We start from the raw sequence: 20,595 nt of genomic DNA, 5'->3' as shown, positions 1-20,595 counted from the left end.
GGAGACACGATGGAAGCGAGACTGGCCGGGAAGGTGGCGCTGGTGACCGGCGCGACCGGAGGAATCGGCGACGCGGTCGTACGGCGGCTCGCGGCCGAGGGCGCGGCGGTGGTGGTGACCGATGTCGACGTGGACCGCTGCGCGAAACTCGCCGAGGAGGTCGGGGGCGGTGCCATGGGCCTGGCCCTGGACGTCACCGACGAGTCGGCCTGGGAATCGGTCGTCGCTCGCGCGACCGCCGAGCTGGGCCGCCTGTCCGTGCTGGTCAACAACGCCGGCATCGCCGCGATGGGCACCGTGGAGACGGAGACCCAGGAGACCTGGGACCGGGTCATCGGCGTGACCCAGACCGGGGTCTGGCTCGGCATGAAGCACGGCGGCGCGGCCATCGAGCGCTCCGGCGGCGGCTCGATCGTCAACGTCGCGTCGATCTTCGGCACGGTCGGCGGCTTCGGCGCCCAGTTCTCGTATCACGCGGCCAAAGGTGCCGTACGTCTGATGACGAAGAACGCCGCGCTGCACTGGGCGAAGCGCGGCGTACGGGTCAACTCCCTCCATCCGGGCTTCATCGAGACGCCGCGCTCACGTGAACTGTGGCGCGACACGCCCCGGTTGGCCGCCATGCTCGACGGCACCCCGCTCGGCCGCCTCGGCACACCCGAGGAGGTCGCGGCGACCGTGGCGTTCCTCGCCTCCGACGACGCGAGCTTCATGACTGGCTCGGAGCTGTACGTCGACGGCGGCTGGACGGCCCGATGAGTGGGACCGGGACCCGACCGGACGGCCCCGTCATACGGGGTACGGGCCGTGCGACCCGCCCCGCCGCAGTGGGCACGGCAGGTCGCACGGTCCGGCTCAGCACTGCGGGATCTGGGACTTCCAGGTGCCCGGGCCACCCGTGTCCAGATACCAGTCGTTGACGTAACCGTCGCCGATTCCGTTGTCGACCCGCATCCAGTAGCGGTAGCCGTTGCCGTCCGCGTCCGGGTCGCCGGTGGTCCAGCAGATGAGGCCCAGCTGGTCCCCGTTGTGGTACTGCCCGAAGACGGGCGACTTCGCGGCGCCGTAGCTCGGGCCGGTGCGTACGGCCAGGTGGGAGCCCGCGTCGATGCCGGTGACGTACGCGCAGTTGGTCCGGTCGCCCGAGATGCTGCACTGGTGGATGGCGGCGCCCGCCGGGCCGGCTCCGCCGACCACGGCCGAGGCGGCGGCGGTCAGAACGGCACCGGTGGCGGCGAGCGCACGCAGACGGCGCCTGGGCCGCGTCCGCAGGTCCGACGACTGCGGCTGGTTGGACGAGTGCGGCTGGTTCGACTGCTTCATGAGGGGTCCTTCCGTGGGGTCGGCGCGGTCAGCACTGGCGGATCAGCGGCTTCCAGGTGCTGGGGCCGCCGGTGTCGAGATACCAGTCGTTGACGTAGCCGCTGGAGCTCCCCGTGGAGACCTTCATCCAGTAGCGATAGCCGTGGCCGTCCGCGTCCGGGTCGCCGGTGGTCCAGCAGTTTGACCTCCAGCCACTGCCCGTTGCCCCAACGGGCCACCGGCGTCGCGCCGTAGTTCGGTGCGGTACGCATCACCAGGGCCGAGCCCGGGTCGATGCCGGTCACCTGGGCGCAACGGGCCGGGTCGCCCGGGCCTGCGCCGGGGCACGGACGCGGCGCGGCCTGGGCGGGCGTGGCCGCGAGCAGCCCGGCCCCGGCGAGCAGGACGGTGGCCGCCCCCGCGACGGCCGCCGAGCCTTTTCGCGACCTGAGTTGCCGTGACGTCAGCATCGGTTCCTCCGTTCGATGGTCATGGTCATCGACCTTGGCATCCAACGGGGACGGGCACATCCTGTGATGTCTCAGGGTGCCGGTGCGGCGAGGGGCTCGCTAGGCAGTGGCGGGGACGACGGCGGCGTACAGGTCGACGCCGTCCTCCTGCGTGCGGCGCGCACGGCCGTCGGCCACCAGGACGTCCAGGTGTGCCGCGGTCTCGCTGACCGCGAGCATCTGGTTGAACGGGGTGAGGTCGGCGAATGCCACCTTGCGCCGGGTCCAGCCCAACTCCCCCGCCACGGCATGGGCGTTGAGCGTACGGTCGCCGAGAACCGTGAGCGTCTCGGTGAGCCGGTCGTCGTGGTGGGCCAGCAGTTCACCGACGCGTGCGTGGACGCTGTCGCCGACCGGTCCGTGCGCGGGCAGCAGTCGGGCGTCGGAAAGTGCGGTCATCAGTCGCAGCGAGGCGAGGTAGTCGCCCAACGGCAGTGTGCCGCCGCCGAGTTCGAAGCCGATGGAAGGGGTGATGTGCGGCAGCACGTGGTCCCCGGAGAACAACAGGCCCCGGTCCCGGTCGAGGTAGACGACATGTCCGCGGGTGTGGCCGGGGGTGGGCACGACCGTCAACTCGACTTCCCCGAACCGGAGTTCCTCGCTCTCTAGCCAGCGGTCCGGGGCCTCCCACACGCTCGGGTCGAAGCCGCCGTGGTCCATCGCGGCGATGCGCTCGGCGAGTTCGTGGGCACCGGCCCGGCGCAGCGTCCGAAGCGAGCCGACCGGCTGGTCCGTACGCAGTTCCCCGAGCAGTTCCAGACCGCGGCGCTCGCCGGAGCCCAGGTAGACCCGGGAACCGAGCAGTCTGCGCAGTTCGACGGCCTGGGTGTAGTGGTCGCGGTGGATGTGGGTGACCAGGACGTGGCTGATCGCACCGAGGTCGTGGCCGAGCCCGCCCAGCGCGTCCTCAAGTGCCTTGCGGGACTCGGGGATCGACCATCCCCCGTCGATCAGGACCACCCCTTCCGTCAGCCCTTCGAGGGCGTAGACGTTGACGGCCCTCAGTCCGTCGTCCGGCAGCGGCAGCGGGATGCGGTGGACGCCGGGACGTACGGTCTCGGCTCCTGCTTCCGCCCACCTGCCGCGGTCGAAGCGGGTGACGCGGGTCGTGGGGGTGGTCATGCATCTCCTTGACGAGGCTGTCCCTGGTCCGACTCCGGCTTCGACGTCCGTTGCTGCGTCGGCGTCGGTTCCGGCTCTGCTGAGAGCCGTGCGTGCAGTTGGCGTGCGAGTTCGCGGGCTCCCGAGCGGTCGAGCTTGCCGACGGTCGTCTGCGGCAACTCGCCCACGGTGAAGGCGAATTCGGGCCACTTGGCCTTGGACAGGCCGGTGCCTGCGAGGTGCGCGATGATCTCGTCGAGACCGAGTGCGTCGCCGCCGTCCTCGGGCACGACGAGGACAGCGGCGCGTTCGCCGAGCAGCGGATCCGGTACGGGCGCCACGCAGACGCGGGCCACCGACGGATGCCCGGCGACGGCGCGCTCGATCTCGGTGATGTCGAGGTTGCGGCCGCCGCGGATGATGACGTCCTTCTCGCGGCCCATGATGGTGACCGTGCCGTCGTCGCCGGTCATGAGCAGGTCCCCGGTGGGGAAGAAGCCGTCCGGAGTGAGTGCGGGCGGCTCGACCTTGCCGTCGCGCGCGTAGCCGAGGAAGAGGGAAGGGCCGCGGACCTCGGCCCGGCCCGTCCGGCCGGGACCCAGAACTGTTCCGTCGGGGGCTACGGCTCGCAGCTCGGTGCCGGGGAAGGGCCGGCCGTCGCGGTCCAAGCGGAGCTCCTCGGGGTCCTCGGGGCGCGGCGAGGTGTGTCCCAGGCACTCGGACATGCCGAACACCCGCAGGATCCTCGTACCGAGGGAGCGTTCGGCGCGGGCGAGCGCTCCGCGGTCCATGGGGCCGCCGCCGACGGTGATCGAGCGGACCCCTTCGAGGACGCGCGATCCGGCCGCCGCCGAGCCCATCTGGAGGGCCATGGTCGGCACGCACATGGTCCACCGGACGTCGTGGGCCGCCATCCGCGCGAGTGCCTCCTCGCGGTCCCATCGTCCGCTCAGGACGAGCGGTCCGCCGAGCATGAGCGCCATGCAGACGCCGAAGCAGTACGCGGCGGTGGAGGAGAGGGGGACGACGGCGGCCACCGCGTCACCGTCGCGCAGCCCGTTGATGTCGGCGGTGCTCGAACAGGCGTACCGCAGTGCGCTCTCGGACTGGACGACGCCCTTGGGCCGCCCGGTCGACCCGGACGTGAGGCCGATGAGGGCGCCGCCGGACCAGCGGGAGACGTCGCGCGGGCCGCGGCCGGCGAGGACCGTCCAGCCGTCCAGGGCCTCGGTCTGCCACGCGCCCGGCAGACCCTCCCGGCCGTGCCACTCCTGGAGCGCGTCCGGCTCGGCGATCACGACGTCGGGGCGGATGTCCTCCAGCGCGGCGGCGAACTCCGCCCGGGTCGTGTGCCGGTTGACCAGGGCCAGAACACCGCCGGTCATCCCCACGGCGAGGGTCGCCACGACGGTGCGCCAGGTGTTGTCTGCCTGGAGGAGGACCGTGCCGCCCGGTGTTCCGTCAGGTGTCATGGTGTCGGCCAGGTCGGCCGCGCGCGCCAGGAGTTCGCGCGCGCTGTGCGGTCCGGCGTCGTCGACGACGGCCGTGAAGTCGGCCTCCTCGGCCCGCTCCTGGAAAGCTCGTACTGTCTGTCGCATCCGCTTCCTCGCCTCGTCGCGCGAAAGGTGGTGATGTTCGTCCCGCCGGCCGGCCCGGCCGCTCAGCCCGCTCAGCCCGCTCAGCCCGCGAGCATGTCCTTCTCGCCGCCCATGACCGCGATCCGGCGGCCCTTCATGTCGCCGACCTGTGCGACGGCCGCCGCCCATTCGGGGCTGTCGAGGGCCTTGCGCAGGTCATCCGCGGTGTCGAAGCCCAGGACGGAGACGCCGTCCCAGCCCTCGGAGCGCGGTTCGAGTGCCGTGTCGATCTCGGTGTGCCGCCAGGACCTGAGTCCGGGCAGGGTGCGCGTCAGTTCGGCGTGGTCGCCGCGCCACCAGTCGATGAACCGCTCATGGGTCCAGTCGGACGGCCGGGCGGCCAGCAGCACGAGGTTGTACATCGTCTCTCCTCACAGTTCTCGGGCTTCCGGGGCTTGTCGGGACTCCTCAGGTGAACAGCACGGAAGGCGAGCGCCCGATGAGCAGCCGCCGCACCCGGCCCGCGTCGGTCAGGCGCGCGGAGGCCACGAAGGTCGCCTCCAGCTCACCGTGGCGCCGCACCTCGCCCAGGAACAGCTCGTCCCGGCCGACGGTGCTCGCGGAGAGCAGGTGGTGGGTGCGGACGCCCACCTCACGCTGGGCAAGGTAGCCCTCCATCTCGGCCCGGCCGCCGTGGAAGTCGGTCGCGCCGTCACCGCCGGTGGAGAAGAGGATGGCGAACGAGAAGTCGTCGCTGATCAGGTCGAGGATCCGGTCTGCGTCCTCGCTGTCCAGGATCGCGAACCAGGCCGTCAGGAAAGAGGCGCCGGGCTGCGGGGCGGCGGGCCCGGAAGCAGCGGACCGAGAAGCAGCCGACTGGGATGCACGGGACTGTGTGGTCATGGCCGGTCCACCAGGTCGAAGTCGGTGGTGAAGAAGGACTGGTAGCGCGCCATCAGCCCGGCGGGCGAGACCTGCGCGGCGGAGAGGAAGGCACCGGTGGTCACGCCCTTCTCGACCACGAAGCCGTACACCGTCTCGACATCGCCGTCGACCGCGTACCGCATGATCTCGTGGGTACGGTCCACCGCGGCGCGCCCGGCGATGTAGCCCGCGAAGTCCTCGCGGGACTCCCCGGCCCGCTGCCCGCCGGGAAGCGCGATGAGGAAGCGGAAGTCGGGCTCCAGGAGTTCCAGGGCCTTGTCCGGGTCCTGGCCGTCCATGGCGGCCATGTATGCGCGAAGCACCATGCTGATCATTCTCCTCAGCGTTCCTGTCAGCGTTCCTGTCAGCGTTTCCGCAAGCGTTCCTAAAACAACCTGAGTTCACTTCAGTTTGAATGTAAGACGGGTGCCCCGCCCCCGGCAAGAGGCGGGACGTGACCGGCGGCCGGGACTGCTACTCGGCGACCATGCGCACCACGCATCCTTCGATCATGTCGCTGATCTCCGGGAGCGGGATGGCTCCGCTCGGGCGGTACCAGCGCCAGACGCTCACGATCATCCCGAGGACGGCGAGCCCGAGGGTGTGCGCGTCCCGGACCGGGAAGGCGCCCTTGGCCATGCCGCGCATGAGCAGGTTCGTCCAGTCCCGCTCGACCATCTGCACCAGCTGGCGGGCCGCGACGCGCTCGGTCTCCTCGCGCTTGGACTTCCGCGGGGTGGCGAGCAGGGACATGTTGGCCTGGAGGATGCGCATCTGGCGGATCTCCTGCTCAGTGACCGCGAAGGCGGTACGGACCCCCGCGCGCAGCTCCTCGACCGGCTCCGACTTCCCGGCCGTGGCCTCGACGAACATGTCGTGGGAGCGCTGCAGCTCCAGGCGCATGATGGTCAGCAGGCAGTGGGCCTTGGACTCGAAGTAGTGGTACAGGGCGGTCTGCCCGATGCCCACCCGGTCCGCGACCTCGGACCACTTCGTGTTCTCGTAGCCGTCCTCACCGAACCGCTCCACGGCCGCCACGAGAATCGCGGCCCGCTTGGACCTGGGCCCTTCGTCCGGATCCACGATCCGCGCGCTCACCATCGTCTCTCCCTCTTCTCGCCACGACCGGCACCGATCACCGCTCGGGTGTCCGAGAGTAGACCCAAGTTCAAGTCGGTTACGAATGGAAGGCCGGTTGCGAATGAAAGAGGCGTGACCTGCACGACCCCGGTGCTCATGGGACCGGGGCGTGCGTGAAGTCGGGCCGGCGCTTGGCGAGGAACGCGGCCACGCCCTCCCGCCCCTCGTCGGAGACCGCGGCGGCGGCCAGTTGGCGGGCCTCCGCGTCGAGGTGTTCACCGAACTCCGCCGACAGTGCCCCGGCGACCAGCCGCCGGGTCGCCCCGTACGCCCCCGTGGCCCCGCGCGCCAGCGCGCTCGCGGCCTCGGCGGCCTCCTCGTACAGCCGCTCCGGCGCGACGATCCTGCTCACCAGGCCCATGTCCAGGGCCTCGGCGGCCGGGATCCGGCGGTTGGTCAGCAGCAGGTCCATGGCCCGCCTCGGTCCGACGAGCCTGGGCAGCGACCAGCTGACCCCGGCGTCCGGCGAGTACCCGATGCCGGTGTACGCGGCCGTGAAGCCCGCGTCCGAGGCCGCGAAGCACAGGTCGGCCGCCGCGGCGAGCCCCAGCCCGGCGCCCGCCGCGCTCCCCTGCACGGCCGTCACCAGCGGCGCGTCCAGACCGGCGAGGATCCGCAGCGCTCCGTGCAGCGCGTCGGTGACCTCGGTGAGGTGCGCGACCAGCCGATCACCGGAAAGGGCCGCGAACTCCTTCAGGTCGCCTCCGACACAGAAGTGCCGACCCTGCCCGGTGAGCAGCACCGCCCGTGCTCCCGCCCGCTCGCACTCCCGCGCGGCGTCCAGCAGCGCCCGGGCCATCGCCAGGTCGATCGCGTTGCCGTTCCCTCGGCACATCTCGACGCGCGCCACCCCGTCACCGTCGACCTCGACCGTCACCCTCATCGCGCCGTCCACCCGCCGTCCACGGTGAGCACCTGCCCGGTGCAGTACGAGGACGCGTCCGAGGCCAGATAGAGCAACGCCCCGTCCAGTTCGCCCTGTTCACCGCCCCGGCCGAGCATCGTGCCGCGCTCGACCCACCGCCGGGACCGCTCGTCCGCGAACAACTCGTGAGTCATCTCGGTGCGGAACCAGCCGGGGGCCAGGGCGTTGACGCGGATCCCCGACTGCCCCCACTGACCGGCCAGTTCACGGGTCAGCCCGACGAGTCCGGCCTTCGAGGCGGCGTAGGCGGCGCCGCCCATCGGGGCACCGGAGACCAGCCCGAGGACGGACGAGACGTTCACGATGGATCGTGTACGGCCGGAGGCCGGCGCCTCCGCCAGCAGCCGGGCGAGGTGGAAGGCGGCCACGAGGTTCACGGCGAGTACGTCCGCGAAGTCGTCGGCGCTCTCGTCCTGCGCCCGAACCGCTCCGGGCGCCCCCGCGTTGTTCACGAGGATGTCGAAGCGTCCGCCGGTCGCCAGCACGGTCTCGGCCAGTCGCACCCGGTCCGCCTCTTGGGAGACGTCGCAGACGACGGGGTGGATGCGCGGATCCTCGTCGGCGAGTTCCTTCAGCCGATCCGGTCTGCGGGCCGCGGCGAACACCGTGGCGCCGGCGGCGGCCAGGACGGTCGCGAACCGGGCCCCGAGCCCCGAGGAGGCCCCGGTGACGACGGCCGTCCGGCCGTGCAGCGAGAACAGGTCCGCGTCACGGTTCTTCGGGGAGGCCGTCGTCATGCGTCCACCCCGATCGGCAGCACGGTCGCCCCGCCGTCCAGGACGAGCGTCTGGCCGGTCATCCACGCCGACGCGTCGGAGGCGAGGAACACCGCGGCGTTCGCCACGTCCTCCACCGTGCCCAGCCTGCGCAGCGGCAGCTTCGCGGTGAGGATCGGCTCCCTCGGCTCCCAGACGGCCCGCGCCAGCTCGGTCTTGATCAGGCCGGGCGCGATCGCGTTCACCCGCGCCCGCGGGCCGAGTTCGTACGCGAGCTGCCGCGTCATGTGGAGCATCGCCGCCTTCGTGGCGTTGTACCAGCCGATGTGCGGATCGACGATCAGCCCGCCGACGGAGGCGATGTTGACGACCGCTCCCCCGTGCTCCGCCATCCACGCCCGCCAGGCGCACCGGGTCCAGGCGATCATGCCGTACTGGTTGACCCGTACGGTCTTCTCCGCGCGCGGCAGGTCGAGGTCGAGCAGATCGCCCATGTACGGGTTGGTGGCCGCGTTGTTGACGAGGATGTCGAGGCGGCCGAACCGTGCCATGGTCTCCTCGGCACAGCGCGCGGCGTCGTCCGGCTCCCCGGCGTTGGCGATCACCTCGTACACCTCGCCGTCGCCCTTGACGCGGAGCAACTCCTCCCGTGCGACGGCGAGTCCGTCCGGTTTGCGGGCGGCGATCACCACATGGGCTCCCGCCTCCCGGTACGCCTTGGCGATGCCCAGGCCGATGCCCCGGGAACCGCCGGTGATCACGGCGACACGGCCGTGCAGTGCGTGTCCGCTCATGCCGACTCCTCGCGGTACTTCGTCAGTTCACGGCGTGCCACGGTCCGCAGATGCACCTCGTCCGGCCCGTCCGCGATCTTCAGCGCCCGGGTGATCGCGAACAGCCGCGCCAGTACGGTGTCGTCGCTGACCCCCGCGGCCCCGTGCGCCTGGACCGCCCGGTCGACCACCCGGTGGGCGACCTCCAGTGCGGCCACCTTGATGGCGGCGACCTCGGTACGGGCGGCCGCGTTGCCCGAGGTGTCCATGAGCCAGGCGGACTTGAGGACCAGCAGCCGCAGTTGCTCGATCTCGATCCGGCTGCGCGCGATCCATTCGCGGACGACACCCTGCTCGGCGATAGCACCGCCGAAGGCCGTACGGGTCAGGGTCCTGCGGCACATCAACTCCAGTGCCCGCTCGGCGAATCCGACGGCGCGCATGGCGTAGTGCATGCGGCCCGGCCCCAACCTGCCCTGGGCCAGGGCGAATCCCTCCCCCTCACCGCCCAACAGCCCCGACACGGGCACCCGTACATCCTCGAAGAGGACATCGCCGTGGCCGCAGCGGTCGGTGTAGCCGAACATCGGCAGATCGCGCAGGACGGTGATGCCGGGGGTGTCGCGCGGGATCAGCAGCATGCTCTGCTGCCGGTACGTGGGCGCGTCCGGGTCGGTCACGCCCATGAGGATGATCAGCCGACAGTCCGGATCGAGGATGCCGGAGGTGTACCACTTGTGGCCGTTGACGACGTACTCGTCGCTGTCGCGGGTGATCCGGGTGCGGATGTTGCGTGCGTCGGAGCTGGCGACCTCCGGCTCGGTCATCGCGAAGCACGACCGGATCTCGGCCGCGAGCAACGGCCGCAGCCAGCGGTCCTGTTGCTCCGGCGTGCCGAACAGGGCGAGCAGTTCCATGTTGCCGGTGTCCGGGGCCGAGCAGTTGAACACCTCGGGGCCGATGACCGACCGCCCGGCCAGCTCGGCGAGCGGCGCGTATTCGAGATTCGTCAGACCGGCACCCCAGTCGCCGTGTGCGAGGAAGAGGTTCCACAGCCCCTCGGCGCGCGCCTTCTCCTTCAACTCGCGCATGACCGGCGGAAGTTCGTGCGGGTTGCCCGCCTGGGCCAGTTGCCGGTCGTACACGGGCTCGGCGGGGAAGACGTACTCGTCCATGAACGCGGTCATGCGCGCGCGGAGTTCGTCGGTCCTCGGGGAGAGTCCGAAATCCATGGTGGTGCTCCTTCAAGACCGTTGCGCGAGGATGTCGAGCGCCGTGCGGATCATCGCCGCGATGGTCGGCGGCAGCCGCTCCTGGTCGGGGTCGTGGTGCTTGCCCTCGCGGTGTCTGCGCAGGTTGTGGCCCATGATCGCGGCCATCTTGGTGCGGGCCAGGGCACGGAACCAGGCAAGGTCGGCGAGGTCGGCGCCCCCGTCCGTGTAGGCGGCGAGCAGCTCCTCCTCGGTCGGCAGACCCGGGACCGGGCGGCCCAGTCGAGGGAAGTTCCGGTGGTCGGCGAAGAGGAGGAACCAGCCGAGATCGATGCGGGGGTCCCCGAGGCTCCAGATCTCCCAGTCGACGACGGCCGCGGGTCGCTCGCCCCGGCACAGGACGTTGCCGAGCCGGAAGTCGCCGTGGGTCAGGGTGGGTGGCATGCCGTCCGGGACCATGGAGGCGAGGCGGCTCAGCAACTCCTCCGCACCCGGCCGGAGGTCCTCCGGCACGGCTCGCATGGTGCGTCCCCACCGCTCCAACTCCCCTGCCGGGTCGAGGAGTTCCGAGGTAACCTCGGTCTTCGTGCCGTGCAGATCCCTCAGCACCCCGGCCAGGGCCAGCATCCGGGTCCGGCACAGGCCCGGGTCGAGCCGGTGCTCGTCCAGGACCGGCTCGACCGCCTCGCCGTCCACGAACTCCATGGCGAACCAGGCAGGTTCCCGATCGTCGACGGCGAACACCTCTGGCACGGGGACCGACGATCCGGTGAGGGCCCGCAGCACCTCGGCCTGGCGGAGCACGTCGTTGCGACCGACAGGCCGCTGCCCGGGCGGCACCGCCTTCACGACGTACGAGGCCGATCCCGCCGCGATCGAGTAGGTGAGCCCCGAGTGGCCGCCGGGCAGGGTGCGCAACTCGCCGAAGGACAGGCCCGGATGCCGGGCGGCGAGCCGCTCGCGCACCCGTCCGGCGAGTGCGATCACGCCGGTCGCTGTACTCAACTCACCGCCCCTTTCGGCTCCTTGGGCAGGCCCAGTACTCGCTCGGCCAGGATCGTGCGCTGGATCTCGTCACTGCCGCCGGCGATGCGGTATCCGGGTGCGCCGAGCAGGTGCTCGGTCCAGGCGAACGTGCCCCACTCCCCCGTGTCGGCGGCCAGTCGCGGTCCGAGCAACTGCTGTACGAGGTCGGTGGTGGCCCGCATGGTCGCGGTGGCGTGGAGTTTGCCGACGGAGGCCTCCGCGCCCGGTTCACGGCCGGCGGCCACGGCTGCCGTGACGCGCAGTCCGATGAGTCGCTGAACGAGGGTGCGGACGTACAGGTCTGCCGCCTGCTGCTGTTCACCGCCGGTGAGCGGGCGGGGCAGTCGGCGGGCAAGGTGGAGGGCACGGTCGGCGTTGTCCAGTCCGAGGCTTCCCGAGTCCAGCCGCTCGGCCGCGAGCACGGTGAGCGTCACCCGCCAGCCCTGCCCCACCGGGCCGAGCCGGTCCGCGTCCGGCACGAAGACGTCGTCGAGATAGACCTCGTTGAAGCTGGAGCCGCCGGTCATCTGCCGGATGGGCCTCACGGTCACGCCGGGCGCGTCCATCCGGACCAGGAAGACCGTGATGCCCGCGTGCTTGGGCACGTCCGGGTCGGTTCGGCAGACGGCGACACCCCAAGTGGCGACGCGGGCGCCGGAAGTCCAGACCTTGTGACCGCGCAGCAGCCAGCCGTCTCCTTCGCGTACCGCCCGCGTGCGGACGGCGGCGAGGTCGGAACCGGCCTCCGTCTCGGAGAAGAGCTGGCAGGCGAGTTCGTCCGTGCGGAGCATGGGGCGCAGCCAGCGAGCCTTCTGTTCGTCGGTGCCCCAGATGCGGATCGCGGGGGCGACGAGCTGCTGGGTGACCGGGAAGACCTCGGTGCGCCGGGGCACGTCGAAGGCGGCCTCCTCGGTCCGGTACAACTGCTCGTAATACGAGGGCAGTTCGTGGCCTCCGTACTCCGGCGGCCAGTCGAGAGCGCCCCAGCCCCGGTCGTACCGGGTGCGCTCCCAGTCCCGTATCCGCTCGGTGTGTGCGCGTTCCTCGGTCTCGGTCCAGTTCTCGAAGACGGCCACGGAGTCGTCGCCGCTGTCCCAGTCCTGGCGCGCGGCGCGTTGCTCCGCCGTGCCGGCCAGCCAGCGCCGGGCCTCGGCACGGAACTCCTCGGGTTCGGGGATATCACTCATGGTCCTCCCTTCGGCGAGCGAATCAGGTGCCAGGATCAACGGGTCAGTACCGTGCAGGCGCTGACTCCCGGCGCTCCGTAGACGTGTGTGAAGCCGGTCGACGGTTCGCCCGGCACCTGCCGTTCGCCCGCCCTGCCGCGCAACTGCTGGACGATCTCGTGGACTTGGCGGAGCCCGGAGGCGCCGATGGGCTCCCCGTTGGCGATGCAGCCACCGTCGGTGTTGACCGGCAGCGCGCCGATGATCGCGGTCGCGCCGGAGGGGATCAGCCGCTCCTGCTCGCCGTGCTCGCAGAACCCGCACTCGGCCATGTGCATCACCTCGGCACCGCTCTCGGTGTCCTGGAGCTGGCACACGTCGATATCGCCCGGACCCAACCCGGCCTCCTCGAAGGCCAGTCGGGCGGCGTCCGCGCTCACGCTGGTCGGCGTCCCGGGTGGCGCCCAGGGGCTGAACACCTCGAAGGAGCCGAACCGCCGGGTCCGTACGACCGCGGCCCGCAGTGCGACCGGGGTGCCTTCCAGCTCGTCGGCGACCGCGCGGTTGCACAGGATCAGGGCGACCGCGCCCTGGCCGGGCGAGCAGAACATGTACCGGGTCAGCGGGTCGTTGACCACGCCGGACGCCAGGATCTCGTCCGCGTCGACCGGCTTGCGGCGCCAGGCGTGGGGGTTGCGGACCCCGTTCGCGTACGCCTTCTCTGCGACCAGTGCGAGAGTCCGGGCGCTGATGCCGTGGTCGTGCATGTACCGCTGGATCTTCATGGCGAAGAACTGGGTGGTGACCATGAGTCCGTCGCGCCCGTAGGCCTCGTCGAGCCCCCAGTCGGCGGGCCGCGGGTCGAAGGCGCCGCGCGGGTGTTTGTCGAAGCCGACGGCGAGGGCGACGTCCGCCGCGCCGGAGCGGATCGCGCCCACGGCCGACACCAGGGCGCTGCCGCCGGTGGCGCAGCCGTTGCGGACGTTGATGAACGGCACGCCGGTCAGGCCGAGTTCGCTGACGAGTGTGTCGGCGTTGCCTGCCGCGTCGCTGCCGCCGTAGGCCGCCCGCACCCGGGACCAGGGCACTCCGGCGTCGGCGAGTGCGGATCGGACGGCCCGTACGGCGAGTTGCCTGCCGTCGTCCTCCGTACGGGCGAAGGAGGTGATTCCGGCGCCGCAGACCAGCACCTCTTCGGCGCTCATGCCCTGGCTCCCACGGCCCTGGGCACGCCGTCCCCCGCCGCGATGGTCAGCGGCATGCCGATCTCCGCGTCCTCGGGCCGGATGTCCAGCACGGCCAACACCCGGACGCCCTCCGGCAGTTCGACATATCCCACGGCGAACGACTGGAATCCGGCGGCGGGTTCGGCGTACGGCGGCGACTTGGGCGCGTACCGCTGCACGGTCCACGTCCACAGCGTGCCCGTAGCGGAGAGAGCGACCTGCTCGGCCGGTCCCCCGCAGCGCGGGCACGCCGGGTCGGCGGGGTAGACGGCCACCGCGCAGTCGGCGCACCGGGAGCCGCGGAGTCGGCTCCCGGGATCCGCCACGGTGCTCAGCGTCCCTTCCACTGCGGTTCCCGCTTCTCCAGGAAGGCCGCCACACCCTCCGCCGCGTCCTCGGAGTTGAGCATCACGCCGACCGCGAGGTGCTCCATGACCATCAGCGACTGGATGTCGGCGTCGAGGCTGCGGTCGATGGTCATCTTGGTGATCCACATGGTGAACGGGCTCTTGTCGACCAGCTGGTCGGAGAACTCCTCGACCGTCGCGTCCAGCTTGTCCGCCGGCGCCGAGGAGTTGATGAGCCCGAACTCCGCGGCCTCCACACCGGTGAGCAGCTTGCCGGTGAGCATGAGCTCCTTGGTCTTGCGGACACCGATCATGCGCGGCACGCGGTAGATGGGACCTGCCCCGCCGAACAACGCGCGGCGAATGTGGAAGTCGCCGATCAGTGCGTCGTCCGCGGCGATCGCGAAGTCGCAGGAGATCATCAACTCGAAGCCGCCCGCGGTGACATGGCCTTCGAGGACGGCGATGGACGGCGTCTTCATCGAGTAGAGCCGGTCGCAGACCTTCGCCGACAGCACGGCGACGTCGATGGCGGTGGAGCTGCCGATGAACTCGGCCTTGAGGCTGTCCAGGTCGAACCCGGAGCAGAAGGTGTTGCCCCGCCCGCGCAGCACCAGCACACGCAGCTCGGGGTCGGCGTCGACCTCGGTGATGATCTCGTCGAGCCGGTTGAGGATCGGCACGGTCACGCAGTTCTTCTTGTGCGGCCGGTTCAGCCAGACCCGTGCGACGTGCCCGTCCCGCTCGAACTGGATCTCGTCTTCGACTGCCATGAGCTCCTCCAAACTGAACTGAATTCAGTACGATTCTGTGGGCAGTAGATGCCCCTGTCAATGGATCGGGAGCCGACACTCAGTCCGAAGTGCCGGTGAGGCCGAGCAGCCCCGCCAACCGCAGACGGTGGTCGTCGGCCGTGCCGAACAGCGCCTCGTCGGCCCGCGCCCGGCGGACATACAGGTGGGCCGGGTGTTCCCAGGTGAAGCCGATACCGCCGTGGAGCTGCACGTATTCGGTCGTGGCGAGTCGGTACGCGCCGGTGCAGGCCACCGCCGCGGCGCTCGCGGCGACCGGCAACTCCGGAGTCCACTCAGCCAGACAGGCGCTCGCGTACGCCGACGCCGACCGCGCCCCTTCCACCTCGACCAGCAGATCGGCCAGTCGGTGCTTGACCGCCTGGAACGAGCCGATGGCGCGACCGAATTGAGTTCGTTGCGAAACGTAGTCCAGGGTCGCGTCCAGGGCATGCGCGCTGCCGCCGACATGCTCGGCGGCGAGCGCCACGCGCCCGGCGTCGAGGACGGCGTCGACGATTCCGGACACCTGCCCGGGCTCACCGACCGGTTCGGCCGGCGTTCCCCGGAAGCGGACGAGCGCCTGGCGGCGGGTGGGATCGAGAACGCGACGGGCCGTGCGATCACAGGTCGAGCCGTGCATCCCGTGCGGCGGCGCCGGTTCACAGGCGAACAGCCGCTCCCCGTCCGGCGCCCGGGCCACCACGAGCAGCAGATCGGCGCCCTCGCCGTCGGGCACGAAGTCGGCCTCCCCGCGCAGCACCCAGCCGTCGGGCCCGCGCTCGGCCGTCACATCGGCGGCCTGCACGAACCCGGCGACCGTGGCCGTGACCGCACCGGAGGCGATCCCGGGCAACCAGCGCTCACAGGCCCGCCGATCACCACTCCCCAGCAGGGCATGCCCCGTCAGCACGACGGTCGACAGCAGCGGCGCCGGACACAGCACACGCCCGGCCTCTTCCAGAGCCACGGCGAGTTCGGCGAAGGTGTAGCCCCCACCTCCGTACTCTTCCGGCAGAGCAAGCCCGTGCACCCCGATCTCCCCGGCGAGCCGAGCCCAGAGCGCCTGGTCGTGCCCGCGCGCACTCTCCACTTGCTTGCGCACTTCTTCGGGCCCACAGCTCTCGGCGAACAAGTCCCGCAGAACCGCCCGCAGTTGATGCCGCTCCTCGCTCTCCAGCAACACGGCCGGGTCCACATCGAGCCGGTTCACACAGACCTCCCTAGACCAAGCAAACTCCGGTTCCATGGGCGCCCCGTCAGGGGCGCGGGGAACTGCGCGACCAGCCACGACGCACCCGCAGCGATCATCCGGTCCGCACCCCCACGAACCCCTCACACCGTGAACCGCCCCCCGTTGGCCAGCAGAACCGCCCCAACGAGATTCACCGCCTCATCACTCGCCAGAAACAACGCGACGTCGGCGATCTCCTCAGCCGTCGCGTAGGGCCGCACGCGGGGATCGGCCAGGTCCTGCCGCAACGCGGCGGGCGTCCGCGCCGCCATCCCCGTCTGGGTGGGCCCCGGCGCCACCGTGTTCACACGGACGCCGAACGCGATCGCCTCCTTGGCGACGGCTTGGCTCAACGCGTGCGCACCGGCCTTCGAGGCCGCGTAGTGCGGATAGCCGGCCGGAGCGTCGAAGGCCGAGGAAGAACCAACGGTGACGATCGCACCGGACCGGCGGGGCGCCATGACCCGCAGCGCAGCCCGCAGGACATAGAAGGTGCCGTCCAGGTTGACCCGCATGACACGCCGCCAAGCAGCCCCGTCGAGCCGGGTGACGACATCGGGAGGCCGTTCGTCGAGCAGTGCATCGGCGATCCACTGCTTCGCCACCGGGTCGTCGACTCCGGCCGCGTGCACCACAACGTCCAGGCGCTCTTGCGCCCGTACGACCCCTTCGACCGCGCGGTCGACCTGGTCGGCGTCCGAGACGTCCATGGTCACCGCGTGTGCGCCGGGCAGTTCCTTGGCGGCCGCCTCGGCCGCGGCACCGTCGACGTCCGCGGCGAAGACCACGGCTCCTTGCGCGGAGAGTCGCCGGGCGACCGCCGCGCCGATGCCGGAGCCGGCTCCGGTGACCAGCGCTGCTCTGCCCGTGAAGCGTCCGTGTGGCGTGTCTTCGTCGTCCATCGGATCCACTCGCCTCCGCTCACTTATTGAACTGACTTCATTTTTGCTACCGTTTCGCGCATGTCAACAGGCAGGATGAGAGCAGTCCGGATGACGCACTGGGGCGGCCCACCGGTGCTGACCGAAGTGGCACGCCCGATACCCAGGGAGGATGAGGTCCTCATCCGGGTGGAGGCGGCGGGTGTGTGCCGCTCCGACCTCCACGTCCTGGACGCCAGGCCCGGCACCCTTCCGTACCGAACTCCGTTCACTCTCGGGCACGAGGTCGCCGGGCGTGTGGCCGAGCGCGGCCCCGGGGCCACCGGTCCGGCGGTGGGCGAGCGCGTGGTCGTCTACGGCCCCTGGGGGTGCGGGCTGTGCAGCCGCTGCGCGGCCGGCGCGGAGAACTACTGCGACCGCCGCGCGGACCTCGACGCCGTCCGGACCGGTACGGGAGTGGGGCTGGGGCGCGACGGCGGTATGGCCGACTTCCTGCTCGTACCGTCCGGACGGCTGCTGGTTCCGGTGGGCGATCTGCCCGCCGCGCAGGCGGCGCCCCTGTCGGACGCCGGGCTCACCGCGTATCACGCCGTGTCCGGGATCCGGCCGGCGCTGCCGGTCGAAGGCGGTGCGAGCGTGGCGGTCATCGGGGTCGGCGGGCTGGGGCATCTGGCGGTGCAGATCCTGCGTGCCACGACGTCGGCGCAGGTCCTCGCCGTGGACGTACGCGAGGAGGCGCTCTCGCTGGCCGACGCCTGCGGCGCGCACTTCGGCACGCTGCTGCGGCCCGACACCTCGGAGGTGCTCCGGCGACGGGCCGGTGGGATCGGCGTGGACGCCGTGCTCGACTTCGTCGGCAGCCACTCCAGCCTGGAGCTCGCGGTCGGCGCCCTGCGGGCGGGCGGCGAGCTGGCCGTCGTCGGGAGCGGCGGCGGGGAGCTCACCGTACGCAAGCCCGGAGCGCTGCCTCCCGGGGTGCGGATCTCGCTGCCTTTCTGGGGGACGCGGCCGGAGCTCGAAGAGGTCGTCGCCCTGGCGCGCAAGGGCGTGGTGAGGGTGGAGACGGAGGAGTTCGCCCTGTCGAGCGCGCCGGAGGCGATCGACAGACTGCGCTCCGGCCACGCGCGGGGGCGTACGGTGCTCGTCCCCGACTGATCCGGGCCGCCCTGTCCGGCCGAAAGCTGCCCTGCCAAAGCTCGTGCCGACACACCTCTCGACTACAGAAGTGAGTTCAATTAGGGTTCAGGTCACTCAGCGACACGACAAGGCGGTGGGACCCGCTATGGGTGTTGGAACAGTGGATCTGCTGGTGGTGGGTGGCGGAATGGCCGGACTCTCGGCCGCCGCCCGGGTGGCCGCGGAAGGCGGCTCCGTGGTTCTCGTGGAGAAGGCGGAGCGCCCCGGCGGCTCGGCACGCTTCGCCGGCTTCGTATGGACGACCCCCACCTTCGATGAATTGCGTCGCGTCAATCCCGACGGCGACGCGGAACTCGCCGCGGCCCTGGTGGACGGGTTCACCGACGCGGTGGCCTGGATCCGGTCGCTCGGCGTGGAATGCCGGCCGCCGGTGCCCGTACTCGGCTTCGGCCGGGGGCATCAACTCGACACGAACCACTACCTCGACACCTGCGAGCGGTTGATCCGCGACCGGGGCGGCGAGGTACTGACCGCCACTTCGACGCGCACTCTGCTGACGGAGAACGGCGCCGTCACAGGTGCGGAGTGCGTGCTGCCGGACGGATCGATCCGTCGGATCGACGCCACCTGGACCCTGCTCGCGACCGGCGGATTCCAGGGAAATCCGGGCCTGCGCACGGAACACGTACATCCCCAGGCCGCGGACATCGAGCTGCGGGCGAACCCGCACAGCCGGGGCGACGGGCTGTCGCTCGGTCTCGCGGCGGGGGCTGCGTTCGGCAAGAAGGACGCGGGTTTCTACGGGCATCTGATGCCCGCGGGCGTCTCTCTCACCGACCCCGCCCGGTTCGTCGACCTCGCCCTCTACTACAGCGAGCACGCCCTGCTGTTCGACCTCACGGGCGAACGGTTCGTCGACGAGACCGTCGGGGATCACCTGACCACCATGGCACTGCTGGAGAGACCGCAGGCCCGTGGGCTGCTGGTCGCCGACGCGCGCGTGCACCGGGAATGGATCTCCGCGTCGTACGTGGAGGGCATCCCCGGCGTGGACAAGTTCCAGCTCTGCCATCGCGCGGGCGCCCGCAGCGCGGTCGCCGACAGCCTGGAGGAGTTCGCGTGGATGCCCGAGGAGTGGGGCTACCCGGGCGCCAGGATCCGTGACCGGGTCGAGGAGTACAACGACACCGTCGGCGGGGGCGGCGAGCCGGCCCCCGGGCGGCTGCTCGACCGGCAGCCACTCAACGAGCCGCCCTTCTATGTGATCGAGGCCGCGCCCGCCATCACGTTCACCTTTGGCGGTCTGCTGATCGACGCCGACGCCCGCGCCCTGTCTGCGGACAGCCGGCACCCCGTACCGGGCCTGCTCGTGGCCGGTGCGGACGCGGGCGGGCTCTACCGGCGCGCCTACGCGGGCGGCCTCGCCCCCGCGCTCGTGTTCGGCCTGGCGGCGGCGCGGACCGCGCTGCGCCAGAGCTAGGGCCTACCCGCCTTTCTTCCCGTCTGCCTCTCAGTCCGTCCATCCGTCCGTCGGATCGTGCCGGACAGGCACCAGATCACCCGCACTCCGACAAATCCCGTGCACGAGTCTTGCCCGTCCGGCACCGGAGTGCCTAGCTTACTGAATTGAGTTCACTTTACTAAGCGGCGAGTACCGCGCACCCGGCTTTCGAGCACGTGGCGCGAACACGCCGCACGCGCTTCTCGAAGCTCTTCGAAGAAGGAGGGACCGTGAGTCAGTTTCTGCTGGTCCTGGTCAGCGGCGTGGCCAGCGGAGCCGTGTACGGCCTCATCGGACTCGGCCTGGTCATCATCTATCGGGCCACGGACGTCGTGAACTTCGCGATGGCGTCCCTGGCGACCCTGGGCCTGTACGTGGCGGTCTCGCTCCGGGACCAGGGGGTGGCGACGGTGCTCGGCATCGTCGCGGCCGTCACCATCACCGTCGTGGCGGGCCTGCTGGTGCGCGAAACGGTGATCAGGCCGCTGGGCCAGGGCCAGCTGTTCTCCGCGCTGGTCGTGACGATGGGCGTGTCCCTGGTGGTCGAGAACGTGGCCAGTTCGATCTGGGGCGACGAACCGAAGTCCTTCCCCAACCTGGTCAACGGCACGGTGAGTTGGTCGGGCGCGGCACTGCCGGTCCAGAGCCTGGTGACGATCGCCGTCGCCGCGGTGGCGATGGCCGTCGTGGGCTATCTGTTCGCCCGCACGACGCTCGGCTCCGCGATGCGCGCGGTGGCCGAGAACGCGGAAACCGCGCGCGTCGTCGGGCTCGGGGCGCAGCGCCTGGCCCGGATCGCCTGGGCGCTCGGACTCGGCCTCGCCGCACTCGCCGCGTGTCTGTACGCGCCGAGGTCGGGGCTGGTACCGACCGCCCTCGTCGCACCGCTGTTCCGCGCCTTCGCCGGGATCTTCCTGGGGGGCTTGACGAGCATGTACGGCGCTGTCGTCGGCGGACTCACCGTCGGCGTGCTGGACAACCTCGCGGCGAACTACGCCTCAGCCAGCCTCCGGGACACATTCGTCTTCTCGTTCACTGTTCTCGTGCTGCTGATCCGCCCTCAGGGCATCTTCGGCACCCGCACCTTCCAACGGGTCTGAGGGGTCGT

Annotated in this window: 22 protein-coding genes; 4 read left to right on the top strand and 18 right to left on the bottom strand. The window is 71.1% G+C overall.

What is annotated here, in order from left to right; translation table 11 throughout:
* Nucleotides 1-9 precede the first annotated feature (9 nt).
* Nucleotides 10-759, top strand: a complete 750-nt coding sequence (locus ACN20J_RS45225) for an SDR family NAD(P)-dependent oxidoreductase (RefSeq protein ID WP_419668294.1) — start codon at nt 10-12, stop codon at nt 757-759.
* A gap of 96 nt (nt 760-855) precedes the next feature.
* Here the strand turns inward: ACN20J_RS45225 and ACN20J_RS45220 are convergent, their stop codons facing one another.
* The 18 genes from ACN20J_RS45220 to ACN20J_RS45135 all read right to left on the bottom strand — a co-directional run bounded on the left by ACN20J_RS45220 (nt 856) and on the right by ACN20J_RS45135 (nt 16,870).
* On the bottom strand, nt 856-1,323 hold the full coding sequence (locus ACN20J_RS45220) for a hypothetical protein (RefSeq protein WP_189842664.1): 468 nt from the start codon (nt 1,321-1,323) through the stop codon (nt 856-858).
* 548 nt (nt 1,324-1,871) lie between these two features.
* Nucleotides 1,872-2,933, bottom strand: coding sequence for an MBL fold metallo-hydrolase (locus ACN20J_RS45215; RefSeq protein ID WP_419668293.1), 1,062 nt, complete (start codon nt 2,931-2,933; stop codon nt 1,872-1,874).
* Entirely contained in the window at nt 2,930-4,510 is a 1,581-nt protein-coding gene (locus ACN20J_RS45210) for a class I adenylate-forming enzyme family protein (RefSeq protein WP_419668292.1), read from the bottom strand. The genes ACN20J_RS45215 and ACN20J_RS45210 overlap by 4 nt, the downstream gene beginning before the upstream one ends.
* An 80-nt stretch (nt 4,511-4,590) precedes the next feature.
* Nucleotides 4,591-4,911, bottom strand: a complete 321-nt coding sequence (locus ACN20J_RS45205) for an EthD family reductase (protein ID WP_189842668.1) — start codon at nt 4,909-4,911, stop codon at nt 4,591-4,593.
* A gap of 46 nt (nt 4,912-4,957) precedes the next feature.
* Nucleotides 4,958-5,392 carry a nuclear transport factor 2 family protein gene (locus ACN20J_RS45200; RefSeq protein ID WP_419668291.1) on the bottom strand — a complete coding sequence of 145 codons (435 nt, stop codon included), beginning with the start codon at nt 5,390-5,392 and terminating at the stop codon, nt 4,958-4,960.
* Nucleotides 5,389-5,739: a nuclear transport factor 2 family protein gene (locus ACN20J_RS45195; protein ID WP_361886344.1), complete on the bottom strand. Its 351-nt coding sequence runs from the start codon at nt 5,737-5,739 to the stop codon at nt 5,389-5,391. Before ACN20J_RS45195 ends, ACN20J_RS45200 begins: the two co-directional genes overlap by 4 nt.
* Before the next feature lie 148 nt (nt 5,740-5,887).
* Nucleotides 5,888-6,514: a TetR/AcrR family transcriptional regulator gene (locus tag ACN20J_RS45190; RefSeq protein WP_361912471.1), complete on the bottom strand. Its 627-nt coding sequence runs from the start codon at nt 6,512-6,514 to the stop codon at nt 5,888-5,890.
* Between the two features lie 133 nt (nt 6,515-6,647).
* Nucleotides 6,648-7,436 carry an enoyl-CoA hydratase-related protein gene (locus ACN20J_RS45185; protein WP_419668290.1) on the bottom strand — a complete coding sequence of 263 codons (789 nt, stop codon included), beginning with the start codon at nt 7,434-7,436 and terminating at the stop codon, nt 6,648-6,650.
* Nucleotides 7,433-8,215: an SDR family NAD(P)-dependent oxidoreductase gene (locus ACN20J_RS45180; RefSeq protein ID WP_361886339.1), complete on the bottom strand. Its 783-nt coding sequence runs from the start codon at nt 8,213-8,215 to the stop codon at nt 7,433-7,435. Before ACN20J_RS45180 ends, ACN20J_RS45185 begins: the two co-directional genes overlap by 4 nt.
* The gene (locus tag ACN20J_RS45175; protein WP_419668289.1) at nt 8,212-8,988 is read right to left on the bottom strand and encodes an SDR family oxidoreductase; all 777 of its coding nucleotides are present in this window, start codon (nt 8,986-8,988) and stop codon (nt 8,212-8,214) included. The genes ACN20J_RS45180 and ACN20J_RS45175 overlap by 4 nt, the downstream gene beginning before the upstream one ends.
* A complete protein-coding gene (locus ACN20J_RS45170) occupies nt 8,985-10,199 on the bottom strand; it encodes an acyl-CoA dehydrogenase family protein (protein ID WP_419668288.1) in 1,215 nt (404 codons plus the stop codon). The genes ACN20J_RS45175 and ACN20J_RS45170 overlap by 4 nt, the downstream gene beginning before the upstream one ends.
* A 12-nt stretch (nt 10,200-10,211) precedes the next feature.
* On the bottom strand, nt 10,212-11,183 hold the full coding sequence (locus ACN20J_RS45165) for a phosphotransferase family protein (protein ID WP_419668287.1): 972 nt from the start codon (nt 11,181-11,183) through the stop codon (nt 10,212-10,214).
* Nucleotides 11,180-12,391 (bottom strand): acyl-CoA dehydrogenase family protein, encoded by a 1,212-nt coding sequence (locus ACN20J_RS45160; RefSeq protein ID WP_419668286.1) that lies wholly within the window; start codon nt 12,389-12,391, stop codon nt 11,180-11,182. Before ACN20J_RS45160 ends, ACN20J_RS45165 begins: the two co-directional genes overlap by 4 nt.
* 35 nt (nt 12,392-12,426) lie before the next feature.
* Nucleotides 12,427-13,575 carry a thiolase family protein gene (locus ACN20J_RS45155; RefSeq protein ID WP_190230050.1) on the bottom strand — a complete coding sequence of 383 codons (1,149 nt, stop codon included), beginning with the start codon at nt 13,573-13,575 and terminating at the stop codon, nt 12,427-12,429.
* A complete protein-coding gene (locus ACN20J_RS45150) occupies nt 13,572-13,922 on the bottom strand; it encodes a Zn-ribbon domain-containing OB-fold protein (RefSeq protein WP_246575336.1) in 351 nt (116 codons plus the stop codon). Before ACN20J_RS45150 ends, ACN20J_RS45155 begins: the two co-directional genes overlap by 4 nt.
* 5 nt (nt 13,923-13,927) lie before the next feature.
* The gene (locus tag ACN20J_RS45145; protein WP_055617729.1) at nt 13,928-14,716 is read right to left on the bottom strand and encodes an enoyl-CoA hydratase/isomerase family protein; all 789 of its coding nucleotides are present in this window, start codon (nt 14,714-14,716) and stop codon (nt 13,928-13,930) included.
* A 79-nt stretch (nt 14,717-14,795) separates the two neighbouring features.
* A complete protein-coding gene (locus tag ACN20J_RS45140; RefSeq protein WP_246575338.1) occupies nt 14,796-15,947 on the bottom strand; it encodes an acyl-CoA dehydrogenase family protein in 1,152 nt (383 codons plus the stop codon).
* Nucleotides 15,948-16,069: 122 nt separating this feature from the next.
* Nucleotides 16,070-16,870, bottom strand: a complete 801-nt coding sequence (locus ACN20J_RS45135; protein WP_190230053.1) for an SDR family NAD(P)-dependent oxidoreductase — start codon at nt 16,868-16,870, stop codon at nt 16,070-16,072.
* Nucleotides 16,871-16,930: 60 nt separating this feature from the next.
* Here ACN20J_RS45135 and ACN20J_RS45130 point away from each other — a divergent pair, with 60 nt between their 5' ends.
* The 3 genes from ACN20J_RS45130 (at nt 16,931) to ACN20J_RS45120 (ending at nt 20,587) form a co-directional block, all read left to right on the top strand.
* Nucleotides 16,931-18,004: an NAD(P)-dependent alcohol dehydrogenase gene (locus ACN20J_RS45130; RefSeq protein WP_246575340.1), complete on the top strand. Its 1,074-nt coding sequence runs from the start codon at nt 16,931-16,933 to the stop codon at nt 18,002-18,004.
* Nucleotides 18,005-18,131: 127 nt separating this feature from the next.
* Nucleotides 18,132-19,466: an FAD-dependent oxidoreductase gene (locus tag ACN20J_RS45125; protein WP_190230054.1), complete on the top strand. Its 1,335-nt coding sequence runs from the start codon at nt 18,132-18,134 to the stop codon at nt 19,464-19,466.
* A 251-nt stretch (nt 19,467-19,717) separates the two neighbouring features.
* Nucleotides 19,718-20,587, top strand: coding sequence for a branched-chain amino acid ABC transporter permease (locus ACN20J_RS45120; RefSeq protein WP_143641202.1), 870 nt, complete (start codon nt 19,718-19,720; stop codon nt 20,585-20,587).
* Nucleotides 20,588-20,595 lie beyond the last annotated feature (8 nt).

Source organism: Streptomyces sp. 2-1 (genome assembly GCF_048564895.1).
Lineage (GTDB): Bacteria > Actinomycetota > Actinomycetes > Streptomycetales > Streptomycetaceae > Streptomyces > Streptomyces phaeochromogenes.
The sequence above is the reverse complement of the archived record's forward strand: the minus strand, read 5'-3'. Positions and strand labels throughout refer to the sequence as shown.